Source organism: Ilumatobacter sp. (assembly GCF_030065885.1).
GTDB lineage: Bacteria > Actinomycetota > Acidimicrobiia > Acidimicrobiales > Ilumatobacteraceae > Ilumatobacter.
The window spans coordinates 1-26,843 of the sequence record NZ_JASJCS010000036.1 but is presented as its reverse complement, the minus strand read 5'-3'; the positions used below and the strand labels follow the sequence as shown (position 1 = coordinate 26,843).

The following is a 26,843-nucleotide window of genomic DNA, read 5'->3' as shown; positions in this document are numbered from 1 at the left end:
CACCGCGAGGTGATCACGCAGGTTCGTTTCGTGCCACTGTGCGGCCGCTACGGCTACTGAGACCGGCCGCCGGACGCCGCGGGGGCAGGTTGGCTAGGGTCGCCGCCGTGCAGGACGGCACGGGGAACCGGGGCAGCGCATCGAGGAGCTCCGGACGCGCGCTCGGCCTGGCGGTCGTCGCGGCGGCCGGGGGTCTCGGGCTGGTCGCCGCGAGCGGCACGCTGTCCGGGGCCACCGAGCAGACCGTCACCGACGGCTCGGTGGCGTTCGCCGCCGCGTCCGGCGCGTTCGGCGGGGCGATTCTGGCGGCGTTGGGCTGGTGGATCCTGAGCCGCACACGGCTCCGGATCCCGGTCGACCTCCTGACGACGCTCGTCGTCGCGGGCGCCGTCGGCGCGCTGACCGGGATCGCCAACACACAGGCGCCGCTGCCCACGGCCACCGGTGACGACAGCACCGTGACGGTCGGGGCCCAGACGGCCGCCGACACGTCGACCGCCCGCAACCTCCCGCCGGAGGACCGTGACCGGCGCATCCAGTTCGACGACCAGCTCGGCGGCACCATCACCCTGGCGGTCGGATTCGCGATGCTCGTCGGCGCAGCGGTGTTCTTCGGCCGCCGCTCCGAGCTGCGCGAACGCGAGCGGTCGGCGGTCTACCTCCGATCCGAGCTCACGATCGACGAGCCCGACGATGCACCGGCCGAGGCACTGGCCGCCGCACTGCGCACCTCGCTGGCCAGCCTGCGGGCGAGCGGCGATCCGCGAGCGGCGATCCGGGCGGCGTACGGCACGCTGCTCGACGGGCTCGCCGAGATCGGGCTGCCCCGTCGGCGCCACGAGGCGCCCGTCGGCTACATCCGGCGCTGCCTGACGAGCCGATCGCTCCCGGACACCCCGATCGCGGAGCTGCTGGACCTCTTCCAACTCGCCCGCTTCTCCGACCACCCGATCACCGCGGACCATGCGGCGCGCGCCGAGCGAGCGCTCGAGCACGCCATCGACCACATGCGGATCCGCGCATGAGAGCCGCCCTGATCACCCTGGCGGGAGCCTGCGTTGCGTTCGGCCTGCTGCGCCCGTCGGTCGCCGGCCGTGCGGCACAGGGTCTGATCGCGCTCTCCATCGCGATGGCTCTGGCATCGATCGTCGTCCCGCGGCTCGGTGACCTGCGCGAGCGCGTCGCCACACCGTTCGTCCCGGAGGACCCGCCGGCGACGCCGACCGTGGAGACGCCCGACGTGACCGAGATCCTCCGCTCGATCGAGGAGGCGAAGGGCGAGCTGCCCCAGCCGGTCGCCCGGCGCCTCCGAGAGGTGGCGATCGGCCGGTTGGCCGATCACCATCGCCTGAACGTCAACCGCCCGGGCGATGCCGACAGCATCGCTGCGCTGCTGTCCGAACCGATGCACCGCATCGTGCGAGCCGGCGACGAGGGAGCCCCGAGACAGGAGATCCCGCTCCGCCTCCTGCCGCCGCTGCTCGACGAGCTGGAGGCGCTGTGACCGGCGTCGACTCCGAGGCGACCCTCGGCGTCGACGACGCCGCCGCGCACGCGCAGGGCATCCTCGACGAGATCGAGCGTGCGGTCGTCGGCAAGCGGCCGGTGCTCGAGACGATCCTCGCGGCGTTCCTCGCCGGCGGGCACGTGTTGCTCGACGACGTGCCCGGTGTGGCCAAGACGCTCAGCGCACGATCGCTCGCAGCGGTCACCGGTCTGTCGTTCTCGCGGGTGCAGTTCACGCCCGACGTCCTGCCCGCCGACATCACGGGCTCGATGATCGTCGACCTCGCGACCCGGCTGCCGACGTTCCGTCGCGGCCCGCTCTTCGCGGAGATCGTGCTGGCCGACGAGGTCAACCGGGCGCCCGCCAAGACGCAGTCCGCGCTCCTCGAGGCCATGCAGGAGGCGCAGGTCACGGCCGACGGCGAACCACATCCACTCCCCCATCCGTTCTTCGTCATCGCGACCGAGAACCCGGTCGAGTCCGAGGGCACCTATCCGCTGCCGGAGGCACAGCTCGACAGGTTCGCGATCCGGACGTCGATCGGCTATCCCGACGCCGAGGCCGAGTCCGAGATCGTCCGTCGCCGGCTCGGCCGGGAGGGCGACCGCATCGACCTGCGCGCGGTGTCCAGCGCCGAGGAGCTCCTGGCGGTCCGCCGGGTGGTCGAGCACACCCACGTCGAACCGATCGTGGCGGACTACGCCGTCGAGGTCGTGCGCGCGACGCGCCGACACCGCGACCTCACCCTCGGAGCGAGCCCGCGCGGCAGCCTCGCGATCGTCAACCTCGCCCGAGCGACGGCCGTGATCGCTGGACGTGACTTCGTCACACCCGACGACGTTCGAGCCGTCGCCGTGCCCTGTCTCGCGCATCGAGTGGTCTCGTCCGACCAGGCCTGGGCGCGCGGCCTCCGCAACGAGGAGATCGTGCAGGCCGTGGTCGACTCGGTGCCCGCACCGTCGTGGGAATGACCGACGACCGGCGCTCCCGATCGAGCGTCACGCTCCATCCCGAACGGGACGAGCGCCTGCTGCTGTACGGGGCGATCGCCTCGCTCGCCGTCTCGATCGGCCTGATCGGTGGCGGTCTGCGGCTGATCGTGATCGGCGTCCCGTTCGTCCTCGCCATGGCGGTGGGCGCACGTCGGCGGCCGTCGCACGCGGTCGCGGTCGAGGTCACCCTCGACACGGCACGATGCGTCGAGGGCGACCGCATCGGCGGACGGGTCGACATCGCGGCCCCCGACGACGTCGCGGTCGAGATCGCGATCGAGCGAAGCACCGACGCGCTCCACCCTCCGGACGACCAGCAGTGGGCGTGGTCGGTGCCGATCGGCACGTCGCGCCCCGTCGGGATGCCGTTCGAGGTCGAGGCCGGCCGTTGGGGGCGTCACACACCCGGCGCTGTCGACGTGCGACTGATCGAACCCGGATCGCTGTTCGGATGGCGGGGCCGCGTCGTGCAGATCCCCGAGGTGACCGTGCTGCCGGCGGCGCAACGCCTCGACGACCTGCTCGCCCTCGACGCCGCCCAGGTCGCAGCGGGGGCGCACCCTGCCCGTCGACTGGCGAGCAGCGGCTACGAGTTCTCCGAGGTCCGCGAGTACCGACCCGGCGACCGGCTCCGCGACCTCAACTGGTCGGCGACGCTCCGTCACGACGAGCTCCACGTCAACCGCCGTACGCCCGAACGAGGCGGCGACGTCGTCATCCTGATCGATTCGTTCCCGGACGCGTTCCGTCGCCACTCCGTGGTCAGCATCGAGATGATCCGGTGGGCGGGTCGGACGGCCTGGTCGATCGCATCCGCCCATCTCGCTGCCAACGACCGGGTCGGGATCGCCGTGGAGGGGACGCGGACGCGCTGGCTGCCTCCGCAAGCGGGCCGGCGAGCGAAGCTCGTCATCTTCGACACACTGCTCCAGGCCACGGCGTCGAGCAGCGACCGCGGGATGGCGATCGGTCCGAGCGAGCGGATCCAGGTGCCGCCGGCCGCGCTCGTCGTCGCCATCAGCCCCCTTGCCCGTCCGCGCACGCTCGCACGCCTGCACGCGCTGCGCGCCGACGGGCACGCGGTCGAGATCCTCGCGCTCGATGCCGGCCAGCTGCTCGCCACGCACGCCGCCGCCCTCCCCGAGCCGGTCGTCCGGCTGCGGGACCTCGTCTTCGAGGAACGGGTGGCCGGCCTCCGACGGACAGGCCTGCGGGTCACGGTCACGCATCCCGGACAGAGCGTCGGCCGATCGATCCGCACGATCAGCCGGGCGCGGCAACGGATCGGACGCGCGTCATGAGGGCCGTCACGCTCGAGCGAACGACACGCCGCCTCGTCGCGCAATGGACCGCGGCGAGCATGCTCCTCACGGCGACTGCGCTGGCGGTCACACTCGCCGCCGGCGGCAACTCGGAGTGGACGAGGTGGTTGCTCGGCATCGTGTCGATGGCCGGCCTGGCCGGAGCCACCCGGTACCGGCTCTCCCTCCACGTCGGCGTCGCAGCGGGCGTGCTGATGCTGAGTGTCGTCCCGCACGATGCGACCCTGGATCGCGGCGTGGTCGCCGCGATCGGTGCCGTGCTCGTGCTGTTGGCCGCCGAGGCGGCGAGCGTCGCCCGCCGGCTGGTGACGATCGCGCCGATCCGATCGACGCGTCACGATGCGATCGCGCTCGCCTCGTTGACCGTCATCAGCGTCGTCGGCGTCACCGTCGTCGCCGCGGTCGCCCAGCTCGACCGCTGGGGATCGCGGGTGTTCGTGATCGGCCTGGCCATCACCGCCGCCGCCCTGACCGCGTTGCTCCGGCGCCCAGCATCGACCTCGGCCTGACCAGCGTCGGCCAGACTCTGCCCGTGGATCGCTTTCCCGCGCTCACACCCCGACCTGCGCTGTTCCCCACCGGTCTCACGGTGCTGAAGGCGCTCGTGGTCGCCCGCTGGCTGGCCTGGGCCTGGATGACCGGCATCGTCGCGTTCACCAGCGACGAAGAGCTCAGGCATCCCGTCACGGCATGGGCGGCCGTCGCAGCGGTCTTCGCGCTGACGGCGACGAGCACGGCACTCGTGCGCTCGAACCCGGCCCGGCTGCTCCACGTCGCATTCGTGCTGACCGAGGTCGGCTTCGCGGTCGGGCTGAGCGTCGTCGACGGGTACGTCTTCGCGCCGGGCCACGTGTTCGAGACCACCCAGAGCATCGCGACGCAGTGGCCCCTGATCTCGATGGCGACCGCGGGCGTCGCCTACGGCCCGATCGTGGCCGGGCTGCTCGGACTGCTGGTCGGCCCCGGCGAGCTGGCCGGCGCACTCCTCAACGACTTCGACGCGTGGGGCCCACCCGAGATCGTGTCGATCGTCGCGTCGAGCCTGTTCTACGCCGCATGCGGCGCGGTGTTCGGCTGGCAGGCGCGGCTGCTCAAGCGCGTCGAGGGCGAGATCGCCGACCGGCGGGCGCGCGACGAGGTCGGCCGCGTGATGCACGACACCGTGCTACAGACCCTGGCGCTGGTTGAGCGACGCACCGCCTCCAGCGACCCCGAGTTGGCGGCCTCGGCACGTGAGGCCGACCAGGACCTGCGGGCGTTCCTCTTCGGGAGCGCCGGCAAGGTGGTCGCCGACCTCGAGACCCGCGTGCAGAACGCCGTCGAGCGCGTGCGCCACGGACACGACACGCCGGTCACCGTCAGCGTGCTGGACGACGGCTGCAGGTTGCCCGACAATTCCCAGGACCTGCTCGCCCGTGCGATCGGCGAGGCGGTCGCCAACGCGCTCGAGCACGCGTTGGCGACGCGGATCGTGGTCTTCGTCGAGACCGACGACCGTGGCCACGTCTTCGCCAGCATCAACGACGACGGGCTCGGGTTCGACCCGGACCGGATGGACGAATCGCACGGCTTGCCCGAGTCGATCATCGGTCGTATCCAGTCGATCGGTGGTCGGGTCGAGATCGCGAGCGGGCCGGGTGCCGGCACCGAGATCAGCATCTGGACCGACGGTCGCGTGGAAGGATCGCAGCCATGACCGAACCGATCCGGACCGTGCTGGCCGACGACCACGAGCTGCTGCGCTCCGGCCTGCGATCCGAGCTCGGCCCGCGCTTCGAAGTGGTGGGCGAGGCCGACGACGCCGAGGGTGCGATCGACGTGATCAACGCCCGGCAGCCCGACCTCGTCGTCTCCGACCTCCACATGCCCCTCGGCGGCGGTCTGGCAGTCGTGCAGCAGTGCGCCACCATCTGCCCGATCGTCATCCTGACGGTCAGCGAGGCCGAACGCGACCTGCTCGACGCGGTGGCTGCCGGCGCGGCGGGATACCTGGTGAAGACCACGCCGATCACCGAGCTGCGCGCATCGCTCGAAGCCGCGGCGGCCGGCGAACCGGTCTTCTCGCCGTCTCTCGCAGCGCTGGTGCTCGGTGAGTTCCGGCGGCTCGCCAAGGCTGCGGACGCCAACCCCCTGACCGATCGCGAGCGCGAGGTGCTGCAGTACGTCGCCCGGGGCAAGACGTACAAGGAGATCGGCGTCGCCCTCGACATCGCCGCCAAGACCGCCGAGAACCACGTGCGCAACATCCTCGGCAAGCTGCACCTCAGCCGCCGCTCGGACCTCGTCCGCTACGCGGTCGAGCACGGGCTGGACTGATCTCGATCGGGCTTCGCCGACCGGCAGAGCCGGATCGGCTGCGCCGTCCGAGCTCGCCGCCGCCCGGGTGGCTCGCTGGGGGTCCCCACGCGTGTGTGGGGGATCCGCCGGATGGCTCATGCGCTGGGGTTTCTTCACGATGCAGGCATGACATGGCCCGCACCGACACTCCCCCCACCGGATCCCGCACCGGCTGACGAGCACTGCGACGACCGGGATCTTCATACCCCTGACCAGCCGAGCGCCGGTTCCGAGAGCTGCGACGAACGACGCCGCCTCCTGGACTCGATCTCGCCTGCTGCGTGGGTCGGTGTGGTCGGCGGGGCACTCGTGCTGCTCGCTGCCGCGATCGTCGTGGTGAGCAACTGGGACACGATCGGCCGCAGCTTCCGGTTCGCCGGCTTCGCGCTGGCGACTGCCGGCCTGATCGCCGTTGCGGAGCGCCTGCGTTCGACGGTGCCGACCAGCGCGGGCATCATCGCCCACGTCGGCGCCTTCCTGACCGCCGGCGTCGGCATCGCCGGCCTGTCGCTGTTCGGCGTCACGTGGCCGACCTGCCTGCTCGTGGGTGGGCTGATCGCCGTCGTCGCCACCGAGATCCAGTCGAGGCGGTGGGAGGTGCAGACGTTCCTGCTGGGGCAGGTCGCCGGCGTGTCGATGGCGGCGACCGGGCTCGGCGACCTCACCGGTACGACCGGCGGCCTCGTCGCAGCCATCGCCGCCGGCGGCCTGCTGGTCGCCGGCGCGCAGCGGCGTGCCGCGGCGATCTCGATCCTCGCATTGCTCTCGCCGCTGCTGACCGCGTTGACCGACGCGGGCATCGGCGCCGGCACGCTCGCCCGCGCCGGTCTGGTCGGCGAGCGTCTCAGCTGGTCGGGGCCGATGGTCGGCGTGATGGCCGCACTGGTGCTCGGCATCGTCGCCACCCAGCGCCGCAACAACGGTCTGACGCTGATGGCCGTCTTCGCACCGGTCATCGGCATCGTGACCGGTCTGAGCGCAGTCGAGGCATCCGCCACCGCGTGGCTGAGCGTGCCCGCACTCGTCGTGATCGCCGCCGAACTGGGCTGGTGGTTGCTGCGCAGCGACCGCTTCAGTCGTCAGATCGCAACTGTCGTGACCGGCCTGTCGGGCACCCTCGCCGTCATGGCCAGTGTCACGCCTCAGCTGGCCGTCACCGACCCCACCGACAGCCTGATCCGGTACCCCTGGGCGCTCCCCGTCGCCATCACGCTCCTGGCGATGGCCCTGGCGACGACACGGCTACGGCGCGCCGACCATCACGTCGCCGACCTCACCCTGGCCGCCGCCGCCGTCGCAGCCGGCGCTCTCGCGATCGCCTTCGACGCCTCGCCGTGGATCGTGGCCCTCGCGTCCCTGGTGGCCGTGCCGGCCTCGGCATTCTTCAGCCGTCGACTGCATCCCATCGCGGTCTACCTGCCCGCGACCTGGGCGCTCGAGGCGATCGTCGATCTGGACCCCGACGCCTCGACCACCACGTTCCTGTTCGCGACTGCGCTGTTCGCCTCATTGGTGGGCACGATCGTCGTGACCCGAGCCCGGCTCGCGGCGGGGAACCACTGGATGGGCTGGGTCGAGCTCACCCCGGTCACCGCGGTGTGCTCGGTGACGGCGATCGAGTTCGTCCCCGAGTACGCACCTGCTGCCGTGCTCACGACGGGATCGCTGATCGCCCTCGCCATGATGCTCGTCGAACGTCGCGTCGTCCCCTGGGGCGTCGCCGCCATCGGCACACTCGGTCTGCTGACCGCCGACGCGGCCATCGGCGCCGAGTCGATCGATCCCTCCTACTGGTTCGGTTGGACGGTTGCCGCGGCCGCCTTGTTCGCCGCCTCGCTGGCGACCGGGTCGCGCCTCGCCTCGTACGGCGGCGCCGCCGCATCCGTCGGCGCGGCGGCGACGCTGCTCGCCGGGTTCCACGTCACCGCGGAGGAGTTCATCGGCGCCACGATGGTCGCCGTCGCCGCGCTCACCGGGCTGGCGTTCACGATCCAGCGCCGCTCCCCCCTCGACGCCGCGGCGATCGCCGCCGGCGTCGTGCTCTTGGCGACGACGGTGCTCGATGTCGACCCGGCGTGGATCTCGGCGATCTGGGTCGTGCTCGGGCTCCAGGTCACCGCCTACGGCTTCGTTTCCCGGCTCTGGCCGGTCGCGCTCGGGGGCGCCGTCGTGACCCTCACCGCGGCTGCCAGCTCGTGGTTCACCACGGGGCTGCACGGTTGGTTCGTCGATGCGATCGCACCGGCCGGCATCACGGTCGGCGACCTGTGGGCCGCTGCGGCGTCCGTCATGGCGCTCGTCGTCGGGAACGCCGCCCGTCGGCACGAGGGCGTGAACAGTTGGGTCGCCTACTCGGGTGCCCTGACGATCTCGGGCCTGTGGCTGACGTCGGTCCAGATCGACCGCGAGACCGTCTGGGCACTGCCGCTGGCGATCACGATCGGGCTCATCGGCGTCGCCATCGGCGGCTGGCGTCGCCTCGCCGCACCGCTGGTCGGCGGCACCCTGTTGACCGCCGTGTCGATCTTCGTCGCCTCCGGATCCGACCTGCGTGAGATCCCGACGTGGGCATGGCTCGCGGTCGGCGGCACGGCGTTGCTCGCCGTCGCCGTGCTGATCGAGCGTGCCAGCTCGTCGGAGGGCGGGCTCAAGGAGGTCGTGACCCGATGGAACTGACACGGTGCACGCCGACACGCTTGCTTGACTCAAGGTCGACGCCGAGCTGCTCGATAACCAAGTGATGGACATCTGGCCCAACACGGTGTCGTTCCGGTTGGTGAACACGATCGACGTGCGCGCCGAGACCGACATCCCGACCGGGTACACCGGCCGAGTCCGCGTCGTCGCCCAGGGCTACGTCCGCTCGATCGGCTGGTTGGAGCAGGGCTCCTACCACGACCCAGCGGCCAGCACGCCGGCATACGTGCGCCTCCGTCGGGACGGTCGCGTCAAGCAGGCCAGGTTCTATCGACGCGGCAAGCTCCACGACCCCGAGCCCGACACGCCGGCGGTCCGCGGCTTCTTCGCGAACGGTGCACGACGCTACGCCGAGCACTACCGCGACGGGCGACGCTGCGACAGCCAGAACGGCGCACCCGCCATCACGACGTGGCGGTTGGACGGCTCGGTGCGCAAGGAGATCCGCTACACGCACCTGCCGCGACGAGCGCGGGAGTGGACGCTGCCCGAGCCGGAACTGGTCGCCGGCCCGGCGTAGGACGCCGACGCCCGGCGCTACTTGGCGTCGCGGAGCTCGCGCCGGAGTTCGGCGATCTCGTCGCGCAAACGAGCGGCGTACTCGAACTTGAGCTCGGCGGAGGCCTCGTGCATCTCCTCCTCGAGCGTCTGGATCAACCGGCCGAGCTCTTGCTGCGGCAACGACTTGAGCTCGTCTTGCACCTTCGTGCGCTCGCGCTGACGGCGGCGGTCCTTGCCCGGCACCGGTGCGGTGTCGTCGGGCCGGAGCATCGACAAGATGTCGCCGACCGCCTTGCGGACCGTCTGCGGGTTGATGCCGTGCTGCTCGTTGTACGCGAGCTGCAGCTGGCGGCGGCGCTGCGTCTCGCTGATGGCCCGCGTCATCGAATCGGTCATCGAATCGGCGTACATCACGACCTGCCCGGCGACGTTGCGCGCCGCGCGGCCGATCATCTGGATCAACGACGTCTCGCTGCGGAGGAAGCCCTCCTTGTCGGCGTCGAGGATGCAGACCAGCGACACCTCGGGCAGGTCGAGGCCCTCGCGGAGCAGGTTGATGCCGACCAGCACGTCGAACTCGCCGAGCCGCAGCGCCCGCAGGATCTCGATCCGCTGGATGGTGTCGATGTTGGAGTGGAGGTACCGGACCCGCAGGCCCTGTTCGAGGAGGTAGTCGGTCAGGTCCTCGGCCATCTTCTTCGTCAACGTGGTGACGAGCACCCGCTCGCCGTTGGTGACGCGGCCCTCGACGAGCTCGATCAGGTCGTCGATCTGGCCCTTGGTGGGCTTGACGACGACCTCGGGGTCGACGAGGCCCGTCGGGCGCACGATCTGCTCGACCACCTGCGATGACACGCGGAACTCGTACTCGCCCGGCGTCGCCGACAGGAACACCGCCTGGTTGATGCGCTCGAGCACCTCTTCGAACGTGAGCGGTCGGTTGTCGCGGGCCGACGGCAGCCGGAAACCGTGCTCGACCAGCACGTCCTTGCGGCTGCGGTCGCCGGCGAACTGGCCGTGCAGCTGCGGCACCGCGACATGGCTCTCGTCGATGACGAGCAGGAAGTCGTCGGGGAAGTAGTCGATCAGCGTGAACGGCGGCTCGCCGTACTCGCGCCCGTCGATGTGCATCGAGTAGTTCTCGATGCCGTTGCAGTACCCGACCTCGCTGATCATCTCGAGGTCGTACTGCGTGCGCATGCGGAGGCGCTGCGCCTCGAGCAGCTTGCCCTCTTCCTCGAACTGCTTGAGCCGCACCTGCAGCTCGTGCTCGATCTTCTGCATCGCGACGGCCATCCGCTCGTTGCCGGTCGCGTAGTGGGTGGCCGGGAACACGTACGCCCGCTTCATGTTCTCGAGCGTCTCGCCGGTGAGCGGGTCGATGCGGGTGAGACGGTCGACGGTGTCGCCGAACATCTCGATTCGCAGCACGCTCTCCTCGTACGCGGGGTGGACCTCGATGGTGTCACCGCGGACCCGGAACTTGCCGCGCACCAGGTTGGCGTCGTTGCGGTCGTACTGCATGTCGACGAGGCGGCGCAGGATGTTGCGCATGTCGTAGTCGACGTCGACGCTCAGGTCGAGCAGCTGGCCGCGGTACTCGTCGGGGTTGCCCATGCCGTAGATGCAGCTCACCGACGCGACGACGATGGTGTCGCGGCGGGTCAGCAGCGCGGCCGTGGCCGAGTGGCGCAGGCGGTCGATCTCGTCGTTGATCGACGAGTCCTTCTCGATGAACGTGTCGCTCGACGGGATGTACGCCTCGGGCTGGTAGTAGTCGTAGTAGCTGACGAAGTACTCGACCCGGTTGTCGGGGAAGAACTCGCGCATCTCTTGAGCGAGTTGTGCCGCGAGGCTCTTGTTGGGTGCGAGGATCAGGGTCGGGCGCTGCACCTGCTCGATGGTCCAGGCGATCGTGGCCGACTTGCCCGACCCGGTGATGCCGAGGAGCGTCTGGAAGCGTTCGCCGGCATCGATGCCCGCGGCGAGCGACGCGATGGCCTTCGGTTGGTCGCCCGAGGCCTCGAAGTCGGAGACGACGCGGAACACCTCGTCGCCTCCGGCGCCGTAGTTGGCCACCGGCACGTCGCCGAGCACCTGCAGGTCTTGTTCGACGACGTCGGCCATGTGGGCAGGATATCACCGAACAAACGTTCGTCGGACGCGGCGAGACGAGACCGCGCCGACAGCGAAATGGAGGCCGTCGGGGTTCCGATCTGCGAAGGTGGGCAGATGCGACACCAGGGATTGCTCACAGCGCTGCTCGTCGGATCGCTCGCGCTCGCTGCGTGCGGCGGAGACGACGGGGATGAGGCCGAGGGCGACACGGCCGCTGCCGACGACGCGACCGGGGCCGACGATGCGACCGACGATGTCACCGAGGATGCGACGGGCGACCAACCCGGCGCCGACGACGTTGCGGGCGACCAGGCAGTCGACGATGGCGGCGATGCGAGCAGGACCACCGAGCTGCCGCCGATCGACGATGCCCCGGCGGCGTCCCCGACGAACGGTTCCGCGACGTTGACGCTCGTCAACGGCGAGTCCTACGAGTTCTCGATCCTGTGTGCGCTCGAACCACAGGAGGCGGCCGGCTCGGAGATCCTCTTCAGCGTGACCTCGTACGACGACATCGGCCTCGACATCACGCAGTTCGGATCGAGCGGCACGATCACCGACATGGCCACGATCTCGGTCTACGACGAGTCGTTGGAGACGCTGTGGGAGGCCGGCACGCTCTACGAGTCGTTCGGCGGGAGCATCGTGCTCACGCTCGACGGGTCGACAGTTCGCGCCTCGGCCAGCTTCTACCCGGGCGGCGACGTCGCCGCCCGGCCGGTCGAGGGCGACATCGTGGCGAACTGCTGAGCGCCGCTCAGGCGAACTCGACGATCGGGACGTCGGGGCGGGGCGTGCCGTTCGCGTACTCGTGGCGGTGGTGAGCGCCCAGTGCATGGAACGCCCGGTCGACCAGCTCGTGGTACCCGCGCCGGATCGCGGCCCGCCCGTGATCGCGGGCCTGCTCGTACCGTTCGATCGCCGACGGCCGCGGCACATACGTGACGACGCGGCCCGCCACGACACCCGCTTCGGGCGCAACGGCATCGGTCACGTCGGTGCGGTCGTAATCGCGCTCGCGCCAGTCGAGCGCCGCCAGCTCGTCCTCGGTGACACGGATGACGACGCCGTTGCATCGTTCGTCGGCGGCGGGCTCGAGGCCGAGACACACCACCACCCCGGACTCGACGAAGCCGTCCGGGCCGTGCCAGTCGCCCCGCTGGTGCATCGAACCGTAGTTCCAGCGCCGACCGAACCCGTCGAGGTGGGCGGCGAGCCATCCCTCGTGTGGGGCGACCACCCGACCGATGGTCCTGGCCATCGACTCGGGTGACACGAGCGAGCCGTACCCGAAGACCCAGATCGGCTCAGCCGCCACCGGGCGCCGCCCCGTGCTCGTACGACTCGAAGAACGTCGTCGCCGTCGCGACGGCGAGGCGGACGCCGTAGTCGATGGCTCGCTCGTCGACGTCGAAGCGACCCGCATGGAGATCGAGGCGCGGCCCGCCGTTGTCGACGTCGTGGACGCCGAGACGAACGTACGTGGCCGGCACCTCGCGGGTGAACCAGGAGAAGTCGTCGCCACCCCAGCTCTGCACGGCAGGCGTGATCGCGTCAGCGCCCAACTCGCCCAGCGCCGCGGTGCGCACCAGCTCGGTCATCGCGGCGTCGTTGACCACCGGCGGCACACCGTCGGTGTAGTCGAGCTCGAACCCGGCTCCTGACCCGTCGAGCAGGTCGGTCAGCGCCCGGCCGACGATGTCGGACAGCTTGTCCCACACCTCGGGCACCGGCGTGCGGACCGACGCCTTGAGCTCGCAGTGCGTCGGGATCACGTTGGCGGCGTCGCCGGCGTGCACCGAGCCGAACACGAAGCGCACCCGATCGAAACCACCGCACGCCTCGGCGACGAGTCGCGGCAACTCGGTGATGACCGTGGCGGCGAGCGTGACCATGTCGACCGTCTGCTCGGGCCTGGCCGTGTGGCCGCCGGACCCGGTCAGCACGATGCGCGCCATGTCGGCCGCGCTGGTGATGGCGCCGGCGCGGAGACCGATGCGGCCGACGTCGAGCTTCGGGTCGCAGTGGAAGCCGATCATGCCGTCGACGCCGTCGAGCGCTCGGTCGGCCAGCACGTCGAGCGCGCCGCCCGGCACGCGCTCCTCGGCCGGCTGGAAGATCATCCGGAGCCTGCCGGGCAGCTCATCGCGATGATGCGCGAAGAACAGCGCGGCGCCGAGCATGACGGCCGTGTGCACGTCGTGGCCGCAGGCGTGCGACACCCCCGGGACCTGGCTGCGATACGGGACGTCCTTCTCGTCGTGCATGCCGAGGGCGTCGATGTCGGCCCGGAGGGCGAAGATCGGCCCGGCGACCTCGCCGGCGTCGATGTCGCAGACCAGGCCGGTGCCGCTGGTCAGCCGTACCGGCGACAGGCCGGCCAGGTGCAGGCGCTCGTACACCAGATCGGTCGTGGCGTACTCTTCGCCGCTCAGCTCGGGATGGGCGTGGAGGTTGCGGCGGAGTGCGATCAGACCCTCGCCGTGGGCGGCGAGCCAGGTGTCGATCGGCCGCTCGACCGCCGAGGGCGTCGACGTCATACCAGCGGTCGGTCGTCGGCGAGTTCGCGAGCGAGGTGGTGCACCACGTCAGGGAGCGTACCGCCGTCGTCGATCAGGCGCCGCTGCCGTTCGGTCCCCGACCCGGCCGCCAGGATCGTGCGGACGTCGGCCAGCTCGGCCGCCGATCCCAACTCCTCAGCGACCGGCTTCAGCTCGTCGAGCAGCTCCTCCACGAGCTCTCGCACCGGTCGACGGCGCACGTTCTCGCCGGCGGGATCCTCGACGATCAGGGTGGCGTCCATGCCGTACCGGCCCGCCAGCCACCGGTTCTCGCGGACCGTCCACTCGCGGGGCGGCGCCGGCAGCGTGCCGGCGTCGATGTGGCGCCCGCACCAGACCACGAGGGCCTGCGCGAGCGCTGCCAGGGCGGTCGCCTCGCTGAGGGTCGGCGTCGCGTCGCACATCCGCAGCTCGACCGTGCCGAAGTCGGGGTGCGGCCGGATGTCCCACCAGACCTCGCGGATCGACGAGATGCACTCGGAGTCGAGCAAGGTCGACATGAACGACTCGAAGTCGACCCAGTCGGCGATCTGCGGGGGCAGCCCGGCCGTGGGCAGGGACTCGAAGACCTTCGAGCGGGCCGACGCCAGACCCGAGTCCTCACCCTCGAAGAACGGGCTCGACGACGACAGCGCCAGGAACAGGGGGAGGTGGCGGGTCAACTCGTTGATGACGGTGATGGCGTGCTCGCCGTCGGGGACGGCGACGTGGACGTGCGTCCCGCAGATCAGCAGCCGCCGTGCCGGCCACTGCATCGCCTCGATGAGATCGTGGTACCGAGGGGCCGGGCTCACCAGCTGCTCGCTCGCCCGGGCGAAGGGGTGCGTGCCGGCGCTCATGGGCACGATGTTCTGCTGCTCGGTCAGCGCGGTCAGCTCGTCGAGGGTGCAGCGGAGGTCGCGATGAACCTCCGCGGGCGTCGTGCACACGTCGGTGATGATCTCGACGGTGCTCTGGAAGAGCTCGTGCTTGGCGCGTGGATGCTCGCCGCCCGGGTAGCGGGCTCCCATCGCCTCCAGGACGTGGTTGGCCGCCGAGACCAGGTCACCCGAGTCGCGGTCGACGAGATGCAGTTCGAGCTCGACCCCGACCGTCGGTCGCGGGTTGTGCGTGAACTCGATTGGCATGGGTGCGGCCCCTCGTCAGCGTTCGGTCACGCGAGACCGACCGGGGTGGCAGCGGGCCGGTCACGCCGTGGCCAACCCGACGATCAGCATCGCCTGGCCGACATGGTAGGGGATCATCACCGAGAGCCGGCGTCCTGGGAGTGGCCCGACGAAGCGCTGGTAGCCGAGCACCCAGTCGCTGACGGCGAAGAGCATCGCGCCCAGCGCCGCGAGCCAGCAGCCGGTCGCCCAGGCACTCACCACCATCGCCGAGATCACGACCGCGTACACGACAACCGCACCGGCGAGCAGCGGCCCACCGTGCCGACGCGCGCCCGGCAGCGTCCGCCCGACGAACCGGAACCCGAGGAGCGCGCCGATGAAGACGAGGCCGGGCACGGCCCAGATCGGGTCGACGTCGATGAGCACGGCTGCGACCGCGTACGACAGATGGCCGACCGCGAACGCGCCGAGACCGGCCATGAACGCGGACTCGCCCTCGCCGAGCAGCGCCACGTCGCCGACGAGGCCCATCGCTGCTCCGACGACGAGCGCCGCCCGTGCCGCCCCGTCGAGATCACCGGCGACGGCGGCGACCGCGACGAGCAACGCCATGGTCGCCGGCTTGGCGACGCGCTCGACGCGACGATGCCCGGTGCCGACGGCCCACCAGTCGACGAGCGCCACGGCCGCCGCAGCGGCGAGCAACCCGCCAGCGTCCGACCCACCCGACAGGAACGACATCGCAGCTGCGGCGCCAGGCCATCTCACCAGGCTCATTCTGGACCGGACGACCGGGTTTCGGCCAGGACCCGCGGCCACGCCGGCGACGTCGAGGTGTCGCGCCGATCGCTGCTGCGGGTGCCACGTCCGCAACCGCCCGGGCGCGAGCAACCACTGGCGTGCCACGGCGCGATGTGGTGGGGTGGAGGCGTGGCGGCGACCTGCTACATCAAGAACGTGGACGCGCCGCGTTCGTTCATGGCAGACGTCCGCGTCCACGTCGAGAGCGCCGGCTGGCGGGTGGTCACCGAGCCCGGAGGGCACGACGTGACGATCTGGATGGCCATCGACGACGACGAGTCCAAGCAGGCGTACACGTTCGGCCCCTACACCGCACAGGGCACGCAGCAGCCGAAGGTGTCGATCTGGATCGGATCCGACGGCACCATCCCGGCCGACTGGAAGCGCACCGTCGACACGCTCCTGGGAAACCGACAACCGGGCGACGCCCCGCGCCCGCGAGCGGGCGGCGACGGGATGTCCACGACCTGCTACATCAAGAACGTGGACGCGCCGCGTCGGTTCATGGCAGATGTCCGCGCCCACGTGGAGAGTGCAGGCTGGCGCGTGATCACCAAGGAAGGCCCCCACGACGTCAGAGTCTGGATGGCCGTCGAGGAGGACGCCTCCAAGCAGGCCTACACCTACGGCCCGTACACGCCGCAGGGCACGCAGCAGCCGAAGGTGTCGATCTGGCTCGCAGCGGACCGCACCATCCCGGCGGACTGGAAGGATGCGGTCGACAAGCTCCTGACGACCCGCGGCCCGCAGCCGGCGCTGCGTCAGCGCTCCACCGCGACGACGACCGGAGACACCGCGACCGGGACGCAGCCGGCGATGTGGGCGGCCGCGAAGAAGTCGGCGGCGAACGAGGTCCCGACCAAGAAGCCCGCGCCGGATCGAGCTCGAGCTGCCGAGGTACCGCCGCCGATCTTCGTGTCCTACAGCCGCAACGATCAGGGTTACGTGGACGAGCTCGTCGGCCATCTCCGCAAAGCCGGGCTGTCGTGCTGGACCGACAAGGCAGGCATCGACTACGGGACCCGCTGGACGCAGGTGATTCGAGATGCGATCGATCGCTGCTCGGTGTTCGTGATCGTGATGACGCCTGCTGCCGAGGACTCCGTCTGGGTCGAGCGGGAGATTCAGCGAGCGGAGAAGAAGGGCAAGCCCATCCTGCCCCTGTTGCTCAAGGGTGAGGAGTTCTTCCGGCTCGGCGTGAGCCAGTTCGAGGACGTGAGGGGCGGCAAGATGCCCGGGTCCGGTTGGGTGCAACGCGTGCGCCGACTCGCCAAGCAGCGGTGACGGTGCACGACGCGGCCACCGGCCGTCACGGTGCGCTTGAATGGCTGCGTGCCTCGGCTCGCATTCCGGCTCGACACCGAGCGGTTGGAGATCAGGCCGCTGTCGCGCGAGCACATCACGGAGTTCGCTCGGTACCGCAACCTCGACGAGGTCGCTCGGTACCAGGACTGGCAACTCCCCTACACCCGCGACCTCGCCCACGAGCTGGTCGACCAGTGCCAGTCGCTCGGCGGGCCCTCGCCGGGTCACTGGGTGCAGCTCGCGCTCGAGGCCGACCGCACGCTCGTCGGCGACGTGGCGGTCTGGCTCGACGACGATGCGCAGTTCGCCACGATCGGGTACACGCTCGCGCCCGAACGCCAGGGTTCGGGATACGCCGTCGAAGCCGTCGAGGCGATCGTCGAGTGGCTGTTCCTACGGCGCCGCGTGCACCGGATCGCAGCCACCCTCGATCCGCGCAACCTCGCCTCGGCACGCGTGCTCGAGCGATGCGGCTTCGTCTACGTCGGGACGGCCCGTGGCGCGGCGTTCGTGCGCGGCGAATGGGCCGACGACACGCGGTTCTCGGTGCTCGCCGACGAGTGGCGCAGGTGGCGTGGTCGCCCGACGGGGCCGGCCGGCTCCGTCGAGCTCGTCGCGGTCACCGATGCCAACGTACGTGCCGTCGGCGAGCTCGATCGGGCGTTCTCGCAGCGCGAGCTCGTCGCCCCCGTGCTCGTGTCGCTGGCCCAGGCACTGGTGCCCCCGATCAGAGGTGGGATGCCGCTCGAGCCCTGGTATCGCGCGATCGAGGCGGACGGTGAGCTGGCCGGCTTCGTCATGCTCGCGGAGCCGCACGAGGGCGTGCCTCACCCGTACCTGTGGCGATTCCTGGTCGACGTCCGCCACCAGGGTCGTGGTATCGGTCGGACCGCGATCGACCGGATCGCCCGCGAACGCCGGCGCGCCGGCGCGACCCATCTGGCGGTGAGCTGGGTACCCGACGCCGTGGGGAGCCCGGCGCGGTTCTACGAGCGACTCGGGTTCGTGCCGACCGGTCGGGTCGAACACGGCGAGGTCGAGGCGTTGCTCGACCTCGCGACGCTCGACGGCGCCTGACCACCCGACCGGTCGCTCAGCCGTTGCGCAACTCGACGAGGGCGTGCCAGAGCCCGTCGACCTCGTGCCGCAACTGCTCGAGGTCGCCGCTGTTGTCGACGACGTGGGTCGATCCTGCGAGCCGCTCCTCGCGGGTCACCTGGCTGGCGACACGGTTGCGGGCGTCGGTCTCGTCCATGCCACGGAACTCGACGAGGCGCTCGACGGCGATGTCGGTCGGCACGTCGACCACGATCGTCGCGGCGAGGTCGTCGCGCGGGTTCTCGCCGAGGAGTGGGAAGTCGAGCACCACGATGCGATCCGTGTCCGCGTGGGCGTCGATCTGCGCCCGGATCTCGTCCTGCATCGCCGGGTGCACGATGCCGTTGAGATCGGCCAGCGCCTGCTTCGCCTCCTCGGACTCGCCGAACACGATCGCGGCCACGGCAGACCGGTCGAGGGAGCCGTCAGCACCGACGATGTCATCGCCGAAGCGGGCGGCCATCGCATCGAGCACGGGGCTCCCCGGCCGCTGCAGGTCGCGGGCGATCTGGTCGGCATCGACGATCACCGCGCCTCGCTCGGCCAGCAACGCCGACACCGTCGACTTGCCGGCGCCGATGCCGCCCGTCAACCCGACGACGAGCATCGAGGTGGGATCAGGCGTCGTCGGAGTCGGCGACGGCGTCGACCGGTGCCTCTGCGTCGGCGCCGGCTTCGCCGTCGGAGCTGGCTTCGCCGTCGGAGCTGGCTTCGCCGTCGGCGCCGGCTTCGCCGTCGGCGCCGGCTTCGCCGGCGTCCGCGCTCTCGAACTCGGCCCACGCAGCCTCGACCTCGTCGCTGCTGGTGGCCCAGTTGCCCTCTTCGTCGATCTCGAAGTGCTCGCGGTACTCGGCGGCGAGCTCGCCACCCTCGGCGGCCTGCTTGATCGACAGGCTGATGCGGCGGCGGGCGAGGTCGAGGTCGATGATCTTGACCCACAGCTCCTCGCCGGGCGTGACGACCTGCTCGGGCGAGTCGACGTGGTGCGCCGACATCTCGGAGATGTGCACGAGGCCCTCGATGCCGTCGCCGACCTGGACGAACGCACCGAACTGGACGAGCTTGGTGACACGGCCGTAGACGAGCTGACCGACCTCGTGGGTCTCGGCGAACTCCTGCCACGGGTCGGCCTGCGTGGCCTTGAGCGAGAGGCTGATGCGCTCGCGGCTGAAGTCGACGTCGAGCACCTGCACCTTGACGGGATCGCCCACTGCGACGACCGAGCCGGGGTGGTCGACGTGCTTCCACGACAGCTCGCTGACGTGGATGAGACCGTCCATGCCGCCCAGGTCGACGAACGCACCGAAGCTCACCACCGACGACACCGTGCCCTCGCGGACCTCGCCGATCTTGAGGTTGTTGAGGAAGCTGTCGCGGGTCTCCTTCTGCGTCTCCTCGAGGTAGGCCCGGCGGGACAGCACGACGTTGTTGCGGTTCTTGTCGAGCTCGATGATCTTCGCCTGCACGGTGCTGCCGATGTACGGCGCCAGGTCGCGGACGCGCCGCAGCTCGACGAGCGATGCGGGGAGGAAGCCGCGCAGGCCGATGTCGACGATCAGGCCGCCCTTGACGACTTCGATGACCGGGCCCTCGACGATCTCGTCGGCTTCCTTCTTGGCCTCGATCGTGCCCCACGCCCGCTCGTACTGCGCACGCTTCTTTGACAGGACCAGGCGGCCCTCCTTGTCCTCCTTGGTGAGCACCAGGGCCTCGATCTCCTCGCCGAGACCGACGATCTCGGCCGGGTTGACGTCGTTGCGGATGCTGAGCTCGCGGCTCGGGATCACGCCCTCGCTCTTGTAGCCGATGTCGAGCAGGACCTCGTCCTTGTCGATCTTGACGACCGTGCCGTTGACCATCTGGCCGTCCTCGACCTCGACGATGGTGCCGTCGATCGCGTCGGCGAAGCTCATGCCGAGGTCGTTCGAGACGACCTCACGCGGGGTGTAGTTGCCCTCGTCGTCGAAGGTCCCCATCGTCGAGTCTGTTGCGGTCACGGACGTGGAGTCGGAGGCGGGCGGAGTCGTCGTGGTGTCGGACAAGGAACGGGCTGCTTTCGGTACTGGACAGGAGTGCGTGAGCGGAAGAGCGCCCAACGCAGCGCTCCATGCTACCAGTACCCATGTGTTTCCAACACGAGCCCGGTCACGGCTCCGATGTGGGTGCACGGTGGTCGGCCGACGGTGCGCAGCGGGTGGCGAGGAGCAGGAATTCGGCCGAGTCGACGGTCGGCGACTCGAACCCGTAGGCCCCGGGCTCGACGCTGCTGATCGAGTCGACGACCAGGCCGTGGGCGGCGCACAGCAGTCGCAGCTCGCGCGGCGTGTAGCAGCCGGTCCAGAGGCTCGTCTCCACCGCGGTGCCGTCCTCGTCGCGGATCTCGGTGCGCTCGTGGTTGACGCCGGTCGCCGCGTCGAACTCCGCGTCCTGCCAGTGCTTGACGACGAAGTACGAACTGAAGGCGGTGAGCGCGAGCCGGCCGCCCGGGCGAAGTGCGCGTGCGATGCCGTCGATCACGGTCTCGTCGTGACCGTCAGCGGTCATGAGCCCGAACGCACCCTGACAGAGGCAGATCGCGGCGTCGAACTCCGCATCGAACGGCAGCTCCCTGGCGTCGAGTCGCTCGAACGTCGCGCCGGGCGGGGCGTCGCGGCGGGCGAGCTCGACGAACCGCCGGCTGATGTCGATCCCGTGCACGACGATGCCGGACGCCGCCAGGGCATGGGCGTGCCGACCGGGACCGCAACCGACGTCGAGCACCCGCGTTCCCTGCTCGAGACCCAGGGCCGACACGAGGAAGTCGACCTCCTGTCGAGTGCCCTTCGTGAACGAGTAGCGCAGGTAGGCACGACCGAGGTGCTCGGCGACCGGCTCGAACCAGTGCTCGGGCTCGTGCCCATCCAGCGACATCACCAGAGTCTTCCCGACGGCGGCCTGTCGCTGCGCCTCCGGCGTGGGCTGAGGGAATCTTGAGTGAACGCCTCTCACGACCGTCCGCAGCCGGCCGATGGATCTGTCGACTGTGGCGGCGAGATTCGTGCGACGACCGGGACGACCCGACGTGCATCCCGAGACCGAACACCGGACGGTCTCGGGCATGGAGCGCGCGCAACACCCCGACGTCGCGGATGCCGACACGCTCGACCGGGCTCGAAGCGGCGACGTCGACGCGCTCGCCGATCTGTGGATCGTCTACCAGCCGCAGCTGCTCGGGCTGCTCCGCGGCCGCGGGAGGACGGCCGCCGAGGACATCGCCAGCCAGGTGTGGATCGACGTGCGACGCAGCATCGATCGGTTCGCCGGTGACGGCGATGCGTTCCGGCGCTGGATCTTCACGATCGCCGGCCGGCGATCGATCGACGAGGCGCGGCGTGCGCAGCGTCAGGCCACAGCCGTCGAGGCCGAGCGGTCGACGCTCGTGGCACCCGCGCACGCGGGCTTCGAGGACTCGCTCGACTCGGTGATGACCTGGCTGCGCGTGCTGCAGCCCGATGCGGCCGAGGTCGTGGCGCTGCGCGTCATCCACGACTTGCCGGTCGCCCAGGTCGCCGAGCTCACCGGGCAGAGCGAGGCCAACGTCCGGGTGCTCACGCACCGGGCGCTCGGACGCCTGCGCCGCCTGCTCGACGAACCGGGCCAGGGCCTCACCGCCGCGTTGCCGGCGCCGTCGGTCACCTGACGGCACGCCCGAGGGTCGGCCCGCCGCCCTGATTGAGCGAACCTTGAGCCACTTTCTGTAACGGCCCTGCCACGCCGAGCGTTGTTCCCTATAACAGCGATCCACCGAGACCGTCGACGAGCACTGTCGTCGAACCGAGCCCGTGGGTCGCCGAGACCACAGCAACGGACAGGAGATCCCGATGAGACAGCGAGCGACGAATACCAGAGGCCGCGTCCCGCGGCGGTGGCGTGGCGGTGTCGCCACGGCTGCGTTCGTCGCGCTGGCCGCAGCGGCGTTTGCGCCGTCCTCGACGAACGATGGTCCGTCCGACCTCGGCGAGGAGCTGCGGTTCTCGATGGTCGAGTTCCTCGACGACGACGACAACGGGCCGGGCGTCGTCACCCTGTCGAACCTCCGCCGCGACGTGCTCGGCTACTCGTCACCGCTCACGTTGGGCGCGGGCGTCGACGTCGCCGTCGTCGATTCCGGCGTCGCGCCGGTCGACGGCCTCGACGGCGACAAGGTCATGCACGGGCCCGACCTGTCCGACGAGAGCGAAGACCCCGACGCCGCCTACCTCGACTCCTACGGCCACGGCACCCACATCGCCGGCATCATCGCCGGCGAGCGCGCCGGCGCCGAAGGGATCGCGCCCGGGGCCGGGATCGTGTCGCTCAAGGTCGCCGGCGCCGACGGCGCGACGACCGTCCCCCAGGTGATCGCGGCGATCGACTGGGTCATCCAGCATCGCAACAGCGACGGGCTCAACATCCGGGTCCTCAACCTCGCGCTCGGCCAGGCCGACGTGTCGAGCAACCAGGGCGACCTCCTCTCCGCGGCGGTCGAGCGCGCCTGGGACGCCGGCATCGTGGTCGTGGTCGCCGCCGGCAACCGTGGCGAGACCCAGGCCCACCTCGACTCCCCCGCCGTCAGCCCGTACGTGATCGCGGTCGGCGCATCCGACTCCGCCGGTGGCGACGATGACGACGACGACCTCGACGAGCGCACCGTCCCGTCCTGGTCGGGCCGCGGTGATGCGACCCGGGTCCCCGACGTCGTGGCCCCGGGCCGTTCGATCGCCTCGTACCGGGTTCCCGGCTCGACGATCGACGACGACACCCCGAGCGCCGTCTACAACACCCACTTCTTCCGTGGGTCGGGCACCTCCCAGTCCTCGGCGGTCGTCGCCGGCCTCGCAGCCGCCCTGATCGCCGAGCGCCCCGAGCTCACCGCCGACCAGGTCAAGGACACGATCGAGGAGCGCGCACTTCGCCTCGAGGACGTCTCCACCAGCCGGCAGGGCGACGGCCACATCCGTGGCAGCCGCACCCTGAGCTACAGCCCGATCACCCACCTCCCGGCCGACGAGTACGAGCGGGCCCTACCCACCCACGACGCCAGCGACAACGGCAATGTCGACACCCACGACGAGACCAGCGACCCGACGGCCGACGTCCAATCCCCCGACGAGAACGACGAGACGTGGTCCGGCGGCACCTGGTCCGGCGCGACGTGGTCCGGGGCCACCTGGTCCGGCGCCACGTGGAGCGGCGCCACCTGGTCCGCCGCCGACTGGCTCGGCGCCACGTGGAGTGGCGCCACCTGGAGCGGCGCCACCTGGTCCGGCGCCACGTGGTCCGGCGCCACCTGGAGCGGCGCCACCTGGAGCAGCGGTGACTGGAACGGCGCCACCTGGAGCGCCAACGGGTGGTCGTGATGAGGCGCAGGACACACATCCACAGCCGCCGCCGACGCGGCGTCGCCGTCGCACTCGTCGCCACGCTCGGTCTCGGAGCCTCGTCGGGTGTCGCCCAGGCATGGAGCGGCAGCTGGTCGAGCTGGGACGAGTCAGACGACGACGAGCGTGACGACGACAAGGACGACAAGGACGACGAGGACGACAAGAAGAGCACTGGCTCCGAGACGTCGACGTCCGACAGCCCCACCTGGTCGTGGTGGTCCACCACCAGCACCACCGAGGCATCGACAACCCAGGCGCTCGACAGCGCCACGGTCGCCGAGACCACCGACACGGCGACGACGGTCCACGACGGCGTGACGAGCCTCGGCGAGGTCGTCGATCAGATCGGCGCCGACGACATGTGGGCGGCCGGCTACACCGGCGCCGGCATCGACGTCGCCGTGATCGACACCGGCGTCGCTCCCGTCGCCGAGCTCTCGACGACCGACGTGTTCGTCGGCCCCGACCTCTCCTTCGAGGGACGCGTGGACGGCGTCGCCGGTCTCGACACCTACGGCCACGGCACCCACATGGCCGGCATCATCGCCGGCCGCACGCCCGGCGCCGACCCGCTGAACCCGCAGCCCGGCGACTTCCTCGGCGTCGCACCCGACGCCGGCCTCGTCTCGGTCAAGGTGGCCGACCACACCGGCGCCGTCGACGTGTCGCAGGTGATCGCGGCGATCGACTGGGTGGTCCAGCACCGCAACAGCGGTGATCTGAACATCCGGGTGCTCAACCTCTCCTACAACACCACCGGCACCCAGTCGTACGTCGACGACCCGCTGTCGAAGGCGATCGAGAACGCCTGGAACCACGGCATCGTGGTCGTCACGTCGGCCGGCAACGAGGGCATGTTGTCGTTCGGCCTCGCCAACCCGGCGACCAACCCCCACGTGCTCGCCGTCTCGGCGGCCGAGCTCACGGCCTACGGCTCCGACGAGTACTGGTCGGTCCCCTGGTGGGCGCCCTCCGGCGACATGACCCGCAACCCCGACGTGCTCGCGCCGGGCGTCTCGGTGACGAGCCTTCGTGTGCCCGGCTCACGGATCGACATCGAGCACACCAGCGGCCACGTCGCCGACGACGACCGGCTGTTCAAGGGATCCGGCACGTCGCAGTCCGCGGCCGTCGTCTCCGGCGCCGCCGCCCTGCTCCTCCAGCAGCGTCCCGATCTCACCCCGGATCAGGTGAAGACGCTGCTCATGGAGTCGGCGGAGTCGATCATGCACTTCGACATCGTCAAGGGCCATGGCGTCGTCGACCTCGCGGAGGCGATGCACGCATCGCCGAGCTCGATCTCGACGACGTGGGCACCGGCCACCGGGCTCGGCTCGCTCGAGGCCGCCCGCGGCGACGACCACGTCGAGATCGGCGGTGAGCCGCTCGTCGGCGAGATCACCGTCACCGGCGCCACCTGGGACCCGGTCGCCTGGGTCGCAGCCAGCGAGTCGACCTCCGCCTGGACCGGCGAAGACGACTGGTCCGGCTCCTCCTGGTCCGGCTCGTCCTGGTCCGGCTCCAGTTGGTCCGGCAGCAGCTGGTCCGGCTCCTCCTGGTCCGGCAGCAGCTGGTCCGGCTCCTCCTGGTCCGGCAGCAGTTGGTCCGGCTCGTCCTGGTCCGGCTCCAGTTGGTCCGGCTCCAGTTGGTCCGGCTCCAGTTGGTCCGGCTCGTCCTGGTCCGGCAGCAGCTGGTCGGGCAGCAGCTGGTCCGGGGCCTGCTGGGAGTGAGCGACCCGTGCTCACCCTCCGTCGCCGGGCGCTGCGCTCAGTCTGCAGCGCTCGGCACGTGCCGGCTCGGCAGGTGGCGGCGCGACGGAGCCACCTCGCGAACGCCCTGGTCAGCGGGGTGAGGTCCACGGTGCAGCCACCTCAAGCACCGACCAGAAACCCTGCCCAGACCTTGACCCTCGCCTCGTAACGAGACGACCACGCCGAGCGATGAACAGTACGACCACACCGACACTGCCGAAGGACCACACGTGCAACAGCCCCTCGTGAGACACCGCCGCCGCTTGACCGCTGCAGCCACCATCGTCGCTGCCGCCGTCGCGCTCACTGTGACCGGCTCGACCGGCGCGGGCAGCGGAGCTGCAGCCGAGGCCGGCGTCGCGGTGCCGGCGGCCGACACCATCGCGCCGGCGTCGTCGGCCCTCACGCTCTCGATGGAGGTGAAGCCGGGCCAGCCGGTGCCACTGGCACTGATCACGGAGAAGGCGGCCGCCGGGCTCTACGCGGGAGGCCACCGCGGCCAGGGCATCGACGTCGCGATCATCGACTCGGGCGTCGCGCCCGTCGTCGGACTCGACCAACCCGGCAAGATGCTGCACGGACCGGACCTGTCCAACGAGGGCGGCTTCCAGAACGTCGCCAACCTCGACACCTACGGCCACGGCACCCACCTCGCCGGCATCATCGCCGGCGACGACGGCGGCGAGGTCGTCGGGATCGCCCCCGAGAGCCGACTCGTGAGCCTGAAGGTCGCCGATGCGACGGGCGCCGTTGACATCGCGCAGGTCATCGCCGCCATCGAGTGGGTGGTGGAGCACAAGAACGACAACGGGCTCAACATCCGCGTCCTGAACCTGTCGCTCGGCGTGGACGGCGTCGCGACGAACCTCGGCGATCCGCTGTCGATCGCCGTCGAGCGCGCCTGGGACGCCGGCATCGTCGTCGTCGCCGCCGCGGGCAACCGCGGCAACGGAGCACCCGGGATCGACAGCCCGGCGATCTCGCCCTACGTCATCGCGGTCGGCGGCACCGAGTCGTACGACAGCGACGGCTACTCCGACAAGGTCGCACCGTGGAGCTCTCGCGGGAACGCCTACCGAGCCCCCGACGTCGTCGCACCGGGACGATCGATCAAGAGCTTCCGCGTCCCAGGCTCGATGCTCGACCAGCAACACCCGAACGCCAAGGTCGGCGACAAGCACTTCCGCGGTTCGGGCACGTCGCAGCCGCGAAGCCGCTGACCACCGCCGCCGACTGCGACGTGCCCGAACCGCGGAAGTGCTTGTCGCCGACCTTGGCGTTCGGGTGTTGCTGGTCGAGCATCGAGCCTGGGACGCGGAAGCTCTTGATCGATCGTCCCGGT

24 protein-coding genes are annotated in these 26,843 nt (G+C 70.7%); 16 read left to right on the top strand and 8 right to left on the bottom strand.

Going from position 1 to position 26,843, the window contains the following annotated elements; all coding sequences use genetic code 11:
- Positions 1–107: 107 nt before the first annotated feature.
- The 9 genes from QNJ12_RS10220 (at position 108) to QNJ12_RS10180 (ending at position 9,375) form a co-directional block, all read left to right on the top strand.
- The gene (locus tag QNJ12_RS10220; RefSeq protein WP_300622474.1) at positions 108–1,025 is read left to right on the top strand and encodes a DUF4129 domain-containing protein; all 918 of its coding nucleotides are present in this window, start codon (positions 108–110) and stop codon (positions 1,023–1,025) included.
- Complete coding sequence (locus tag QNJ12_RS10215) at positions 1,022–1,504, top strand: hypothetical protein (protein WP_300622472.1); 483 nt, start codon at positions 1,022–1,024, stop codon at positions 1,502–1,504. Before QNJ12_RS10220 ends, QNJ12_RS10215 begins: the two co-directional genes overlap by 4 nt.
- The gene (locus QNJ12_RS10210) at positions 1,501–2,478 is read left to right on the top strand and encodes a MoxR family ATPase (RefSeq protein WP_300622469.1); all 978 of its coding nucleotides are present in this window, start codon (positions 1,501–1,503) and stop codon (positions 2,476–2,478) included. Before QNJ12_RS10215 ends, QNJ12_RS10210 begins: the two co-directional genes overlap by 4 nt.
- Complete coding sequence (locus QNJ12_RS10205) at positions 2,475–3,800, top strand: DUF58 domain-containing protein (protein WP_300622467.1); 1,326 nt, start codon at positions 2,475–2,477, stop codon at positions 3,798–3,800. The genes QNJ12_RS10210 and QNJ12_RS10205 overlap by 4 nt, the downstream gene beginning before the upstream one ends.
- Complete coding sequence (locus QNJ12_RS10200) at positions 3,797–4,330, top strand: hypothetical protein (RefSeq protein WP_300622466.1); 534 nt, start codon at positions 3,797–3,799, stop codon at positions 4,328–4,330. The genes QNJ12_RS10205 and QNJ12_RS10200 overlap by 4 nt, the downstream gene beginning before the upstream one ends.
- Positions 4,331–4,353: 23 nt before the next feature.
- Positions 4,354–5,517, top strand: coding sequence for an ATP-binding protein (locus QNJ12_RS10195; protein WP_300622464.1), 1,164 nt, complete (start codon positions 4,354–4,356; stop codon positions 5,515–5,517).
- A complete protein-coding gene (locus QNJ12_RS10190; protein ID WP_300622462.1) occupies positions 5,514–6,137 on the top strand; it encodes a response regulator transcription factor in 624 nt (207 codons plus the stop codon). The genes QNJ12_RS10195 and QNJ12_RS10190 overlap by 4 nt, the downstream gene beginning before the upstream one ends.
- Positions 6,138–6,284: 147 nt before the next feature.
- A complete protein-coding gene (locus QNJ12_RS10185) occupies positions 6,285–8,834 on the top strand; it encodes a hypothetical protein (protein WP_300622461.1) in 2,550 nt (849 codons plus the stop codon).
- 64 nt (positions 8,835–8,898) lie between these two features.
- Positions 8,899–9,375 carry a hypothetical protein gene (locus QNJ12_RS10180; RefSeq protein WP_300622459.1) on the top strand — a complete coding sequence of 159 codons (477 nt, stop codon included), beginning with the start codon at positions 8,899–8,901 and terminating at the stop codon, positions 9,373–9,375.
- 17 nt (positions 9,376–9,392) lie between these two features.
- On the opposite strand, the gene uvrB is transcribed toward QNJ12_RS10180, so the two are convergent.
- Positions 9,393–11,483: an excinuclease ABC subunit UvrB gene (uvrB, locus tag QNJ12_RS10175; protein ID WP_300622457.1), complete on the bottom strand. Its 2,091-nt coding sequence runs from the start codon at positions 11,481–11,483 to the stop codon at positions 9,393–9,395.
- 105 nt (positions 11,484–11,588) lie between these two features.
- Between uvrB and QNJ12_RS10170 the strand changes: the two genes are divergently transcribed.
- Positions 11,589–12,224 (top strand): hypothetical protein, encoded by a 636-nt coding sequence (locus QNJ12_RS10170; protein WP_300622456.1) that lies wholly within the window; start codon positions 11,589–11,591, stop codon positions 12,222–12,224.
- 7 nt (positions 12,225–12,231) lie between these two features.
- On the opposite strand, the gene QNJ12_RS10165 is transcribed toward QNJ12_RS10170, so the two are convergent.
- From QNJ12_RS10165 to QNJ12_RS10150, 4 genes are read right to left on the bottom strand one after another with little or no spacing between them, the layout of a single operon-like run.
- On the bottom strand, positions 12,232–12,792 hold the full coding sequence (locus QNJ12_RS10165) for a gamma-glutamylcyclotransferase family protein (protein ID WP_300622454.1): 561 nt from the start codon (positions 12,790–12,792) through the stop codon (positions 12,232–12,234).
- On the bottom strand, positions 12,782–14,014 hold the full coding sequence (locus QNJ12_RS10160) for an amidohydrolase (RefSeq protein ID WP_300622452.1): 1,233 nt from the start codon (positions 14,012–14,014) through the stop codon (positions 12,782–12,784). Before QNJ12_RS10160 ends, QNJ12_RS10165 begins: the two co-directional genes overlap by 11 nt.
- The gene (locus tag QNJ12_RS10155) at positions 14,011–15,162 is read right to left on the bottom strand and encodes a glutamate--cysteine ligase (protein ID WP_300622450.1); all 1,152 of its coding nucleotides are present in this window, start codon (positions 15,160–15,162) and stop codon (positions 14,011–14,013) included. The genes QNJ12_RS10160 and QNJ12_RS10155 overlap by 4 nt, the downstream gene beginning before the upstream one ends.
- A gap of 60 nt (positions 15,163–15,222) precedes the next feature.
- Complete coding sequence (locus QNJ12_RS10150) at positions 15,223–15,912, bottom strand: lysoplasmalogenase family protein (RefSeq protein WP_300622449.1); 690 nt, start codon at positions 15,910–15,912, stop codon at positions 15,223–15,225.
- Between the two features lie 162 nt (positions 15,913–16,074).
- Here QNJ12_RS10150 and QNJ12_RS10145 point away from each other — a divergent pair, with 162 nt between their 5' ends.
- Both QNJ12_RS10145 and QNJ12_RS10140 read left to right on the top strand, forming a co-directional pair.
- Positions 16,075–17,229 (top strand): toll/interleukin-1 receptor domain-containing protein, encoded by a 1,155-nt coding sequence (locus QNJ12_RS10145; RefSeq protein ID WP_300622446.1) that lies wholly within the window; start codon positions 16,075–16,077, stop codon positions 17,227–17,229.
- Between the two features lie 48 nt (positions 17,230–17,277).
- Positions 17,278–18,327: a GNAT family N-acetyltransferase gene (locus QNJ12_RS10140; protein WP_300622444.1), complete on the top strand. Its 1,050-nt coding sequence runs from the start codon at positions 17,278–17,280 to the stop codon at positions 18,325–18,327.
- Positions 18,328–18,343: 16 nt separating this feature from the next.
- Here the strand turns inward: QNJ12_RS10140 and coaE are convergent, their stop codons facing one another.
- The 3 genes from coaE to QNJ12_RS10125 form a co-directional block, all read right to left on the bottom strand.
- Complete coding sequence (gene coaE / locus QNJ12_RS10135) at positions 18,344–18,955, bottom strand: dephospho-CoA kinase (RefSeq protein ID WP_300622443.1); 612 nt, start codon at positions 18,953–18,955, stop codon at positions 18,344–18,346.
- 10 nt (positions 18,956–18,965) lie between these two features.
- Entirely contained in the window at positions 18,966–20,324 is a 1,359-nt protein-coding gene (rpsA, locus tag QNJ12_RS10130; RefSeq protein WP_300622441.1) for a 30S ribosomal protein S1, read from the bottom strand.
- A 169-nt stretch (positions 20,325–20,493) separates the two neighbouring features.
- Positions 20,494–21,258, bottom strand: coding sequence for a class I SAM-dependent methyltransferase (locus tag QNJ12_RS10125; RefSeq protein WP_300622439.1), 765 nt, complete (start codon positions 21,256–21,258; stop codon positions 20,494–20,496).
- A gap of 187 nt (positions 21,259–21,445) precedes the next feature.
- On the opposite strand from QNJ12_RS10125, the gene QNJ12_RS10120 reads away from it, so the two are divergent.
- The 4 genes from QNJ12_RS10120 to QNJ12_RS10105 all read left to right on the top strand — a co-directional run bounded on the left by QNJ12_RS10120 (position 21,446) and on the right by QNJ12_RS10105 (position 26,721).
- Complete coding sequence (locus QNJ12_RS10120; RefSeq protein WP_300622437.1) at positions 21,446–22,027, top strand: sigma-70 family RNA polymerase sigma factor; 582 nt, start codon at positions 21,446–21,448, stop codon at positions 22,025–22,027.
- Positions 22,028–22,208: 181 nt separating this feature from the next.
- Complete coding sequence (locus QNJ12_RS10115) at positions 22,209–23,726, top strand: S8 family serine peptidase (protein ID WP_300622435.1); 1,518 nt, start codon at positions 22,209–22,211, stop codon at positions 23,724–23,726.
- Positions 23,726–25,480 (top strand): S8 family serine peptidase, encoded by a 1,755-nt coding sequence (locus QNJ12_RS10110; RefSeq protein ID WP_300622434.1) that lies wholly within the window; start codon positions 23,726–23,728, stop codon positions 25,478–25,480. The genes QNJ12_RS10115 and QNJ12_RS10110 overlap by 1 nt, the downstream gene beginning before the upstream one ends.
- A gap of 251 nt (positions 25,481–25,731) precedes the next feature.
- Positions 25,732–26,721: a S8 family serine peptidase gene (locus QNJ12_RS10105; RefSeq protein ID WP_300622433.1), complete on the top strand. Its 990-nt coding sequence runs from the start codon at positions 25,732–25,734 to the stop codon at positions 26,719–26,721.
- Positions 26,722–26,843 lie beyond the last annotated feature (122 nt).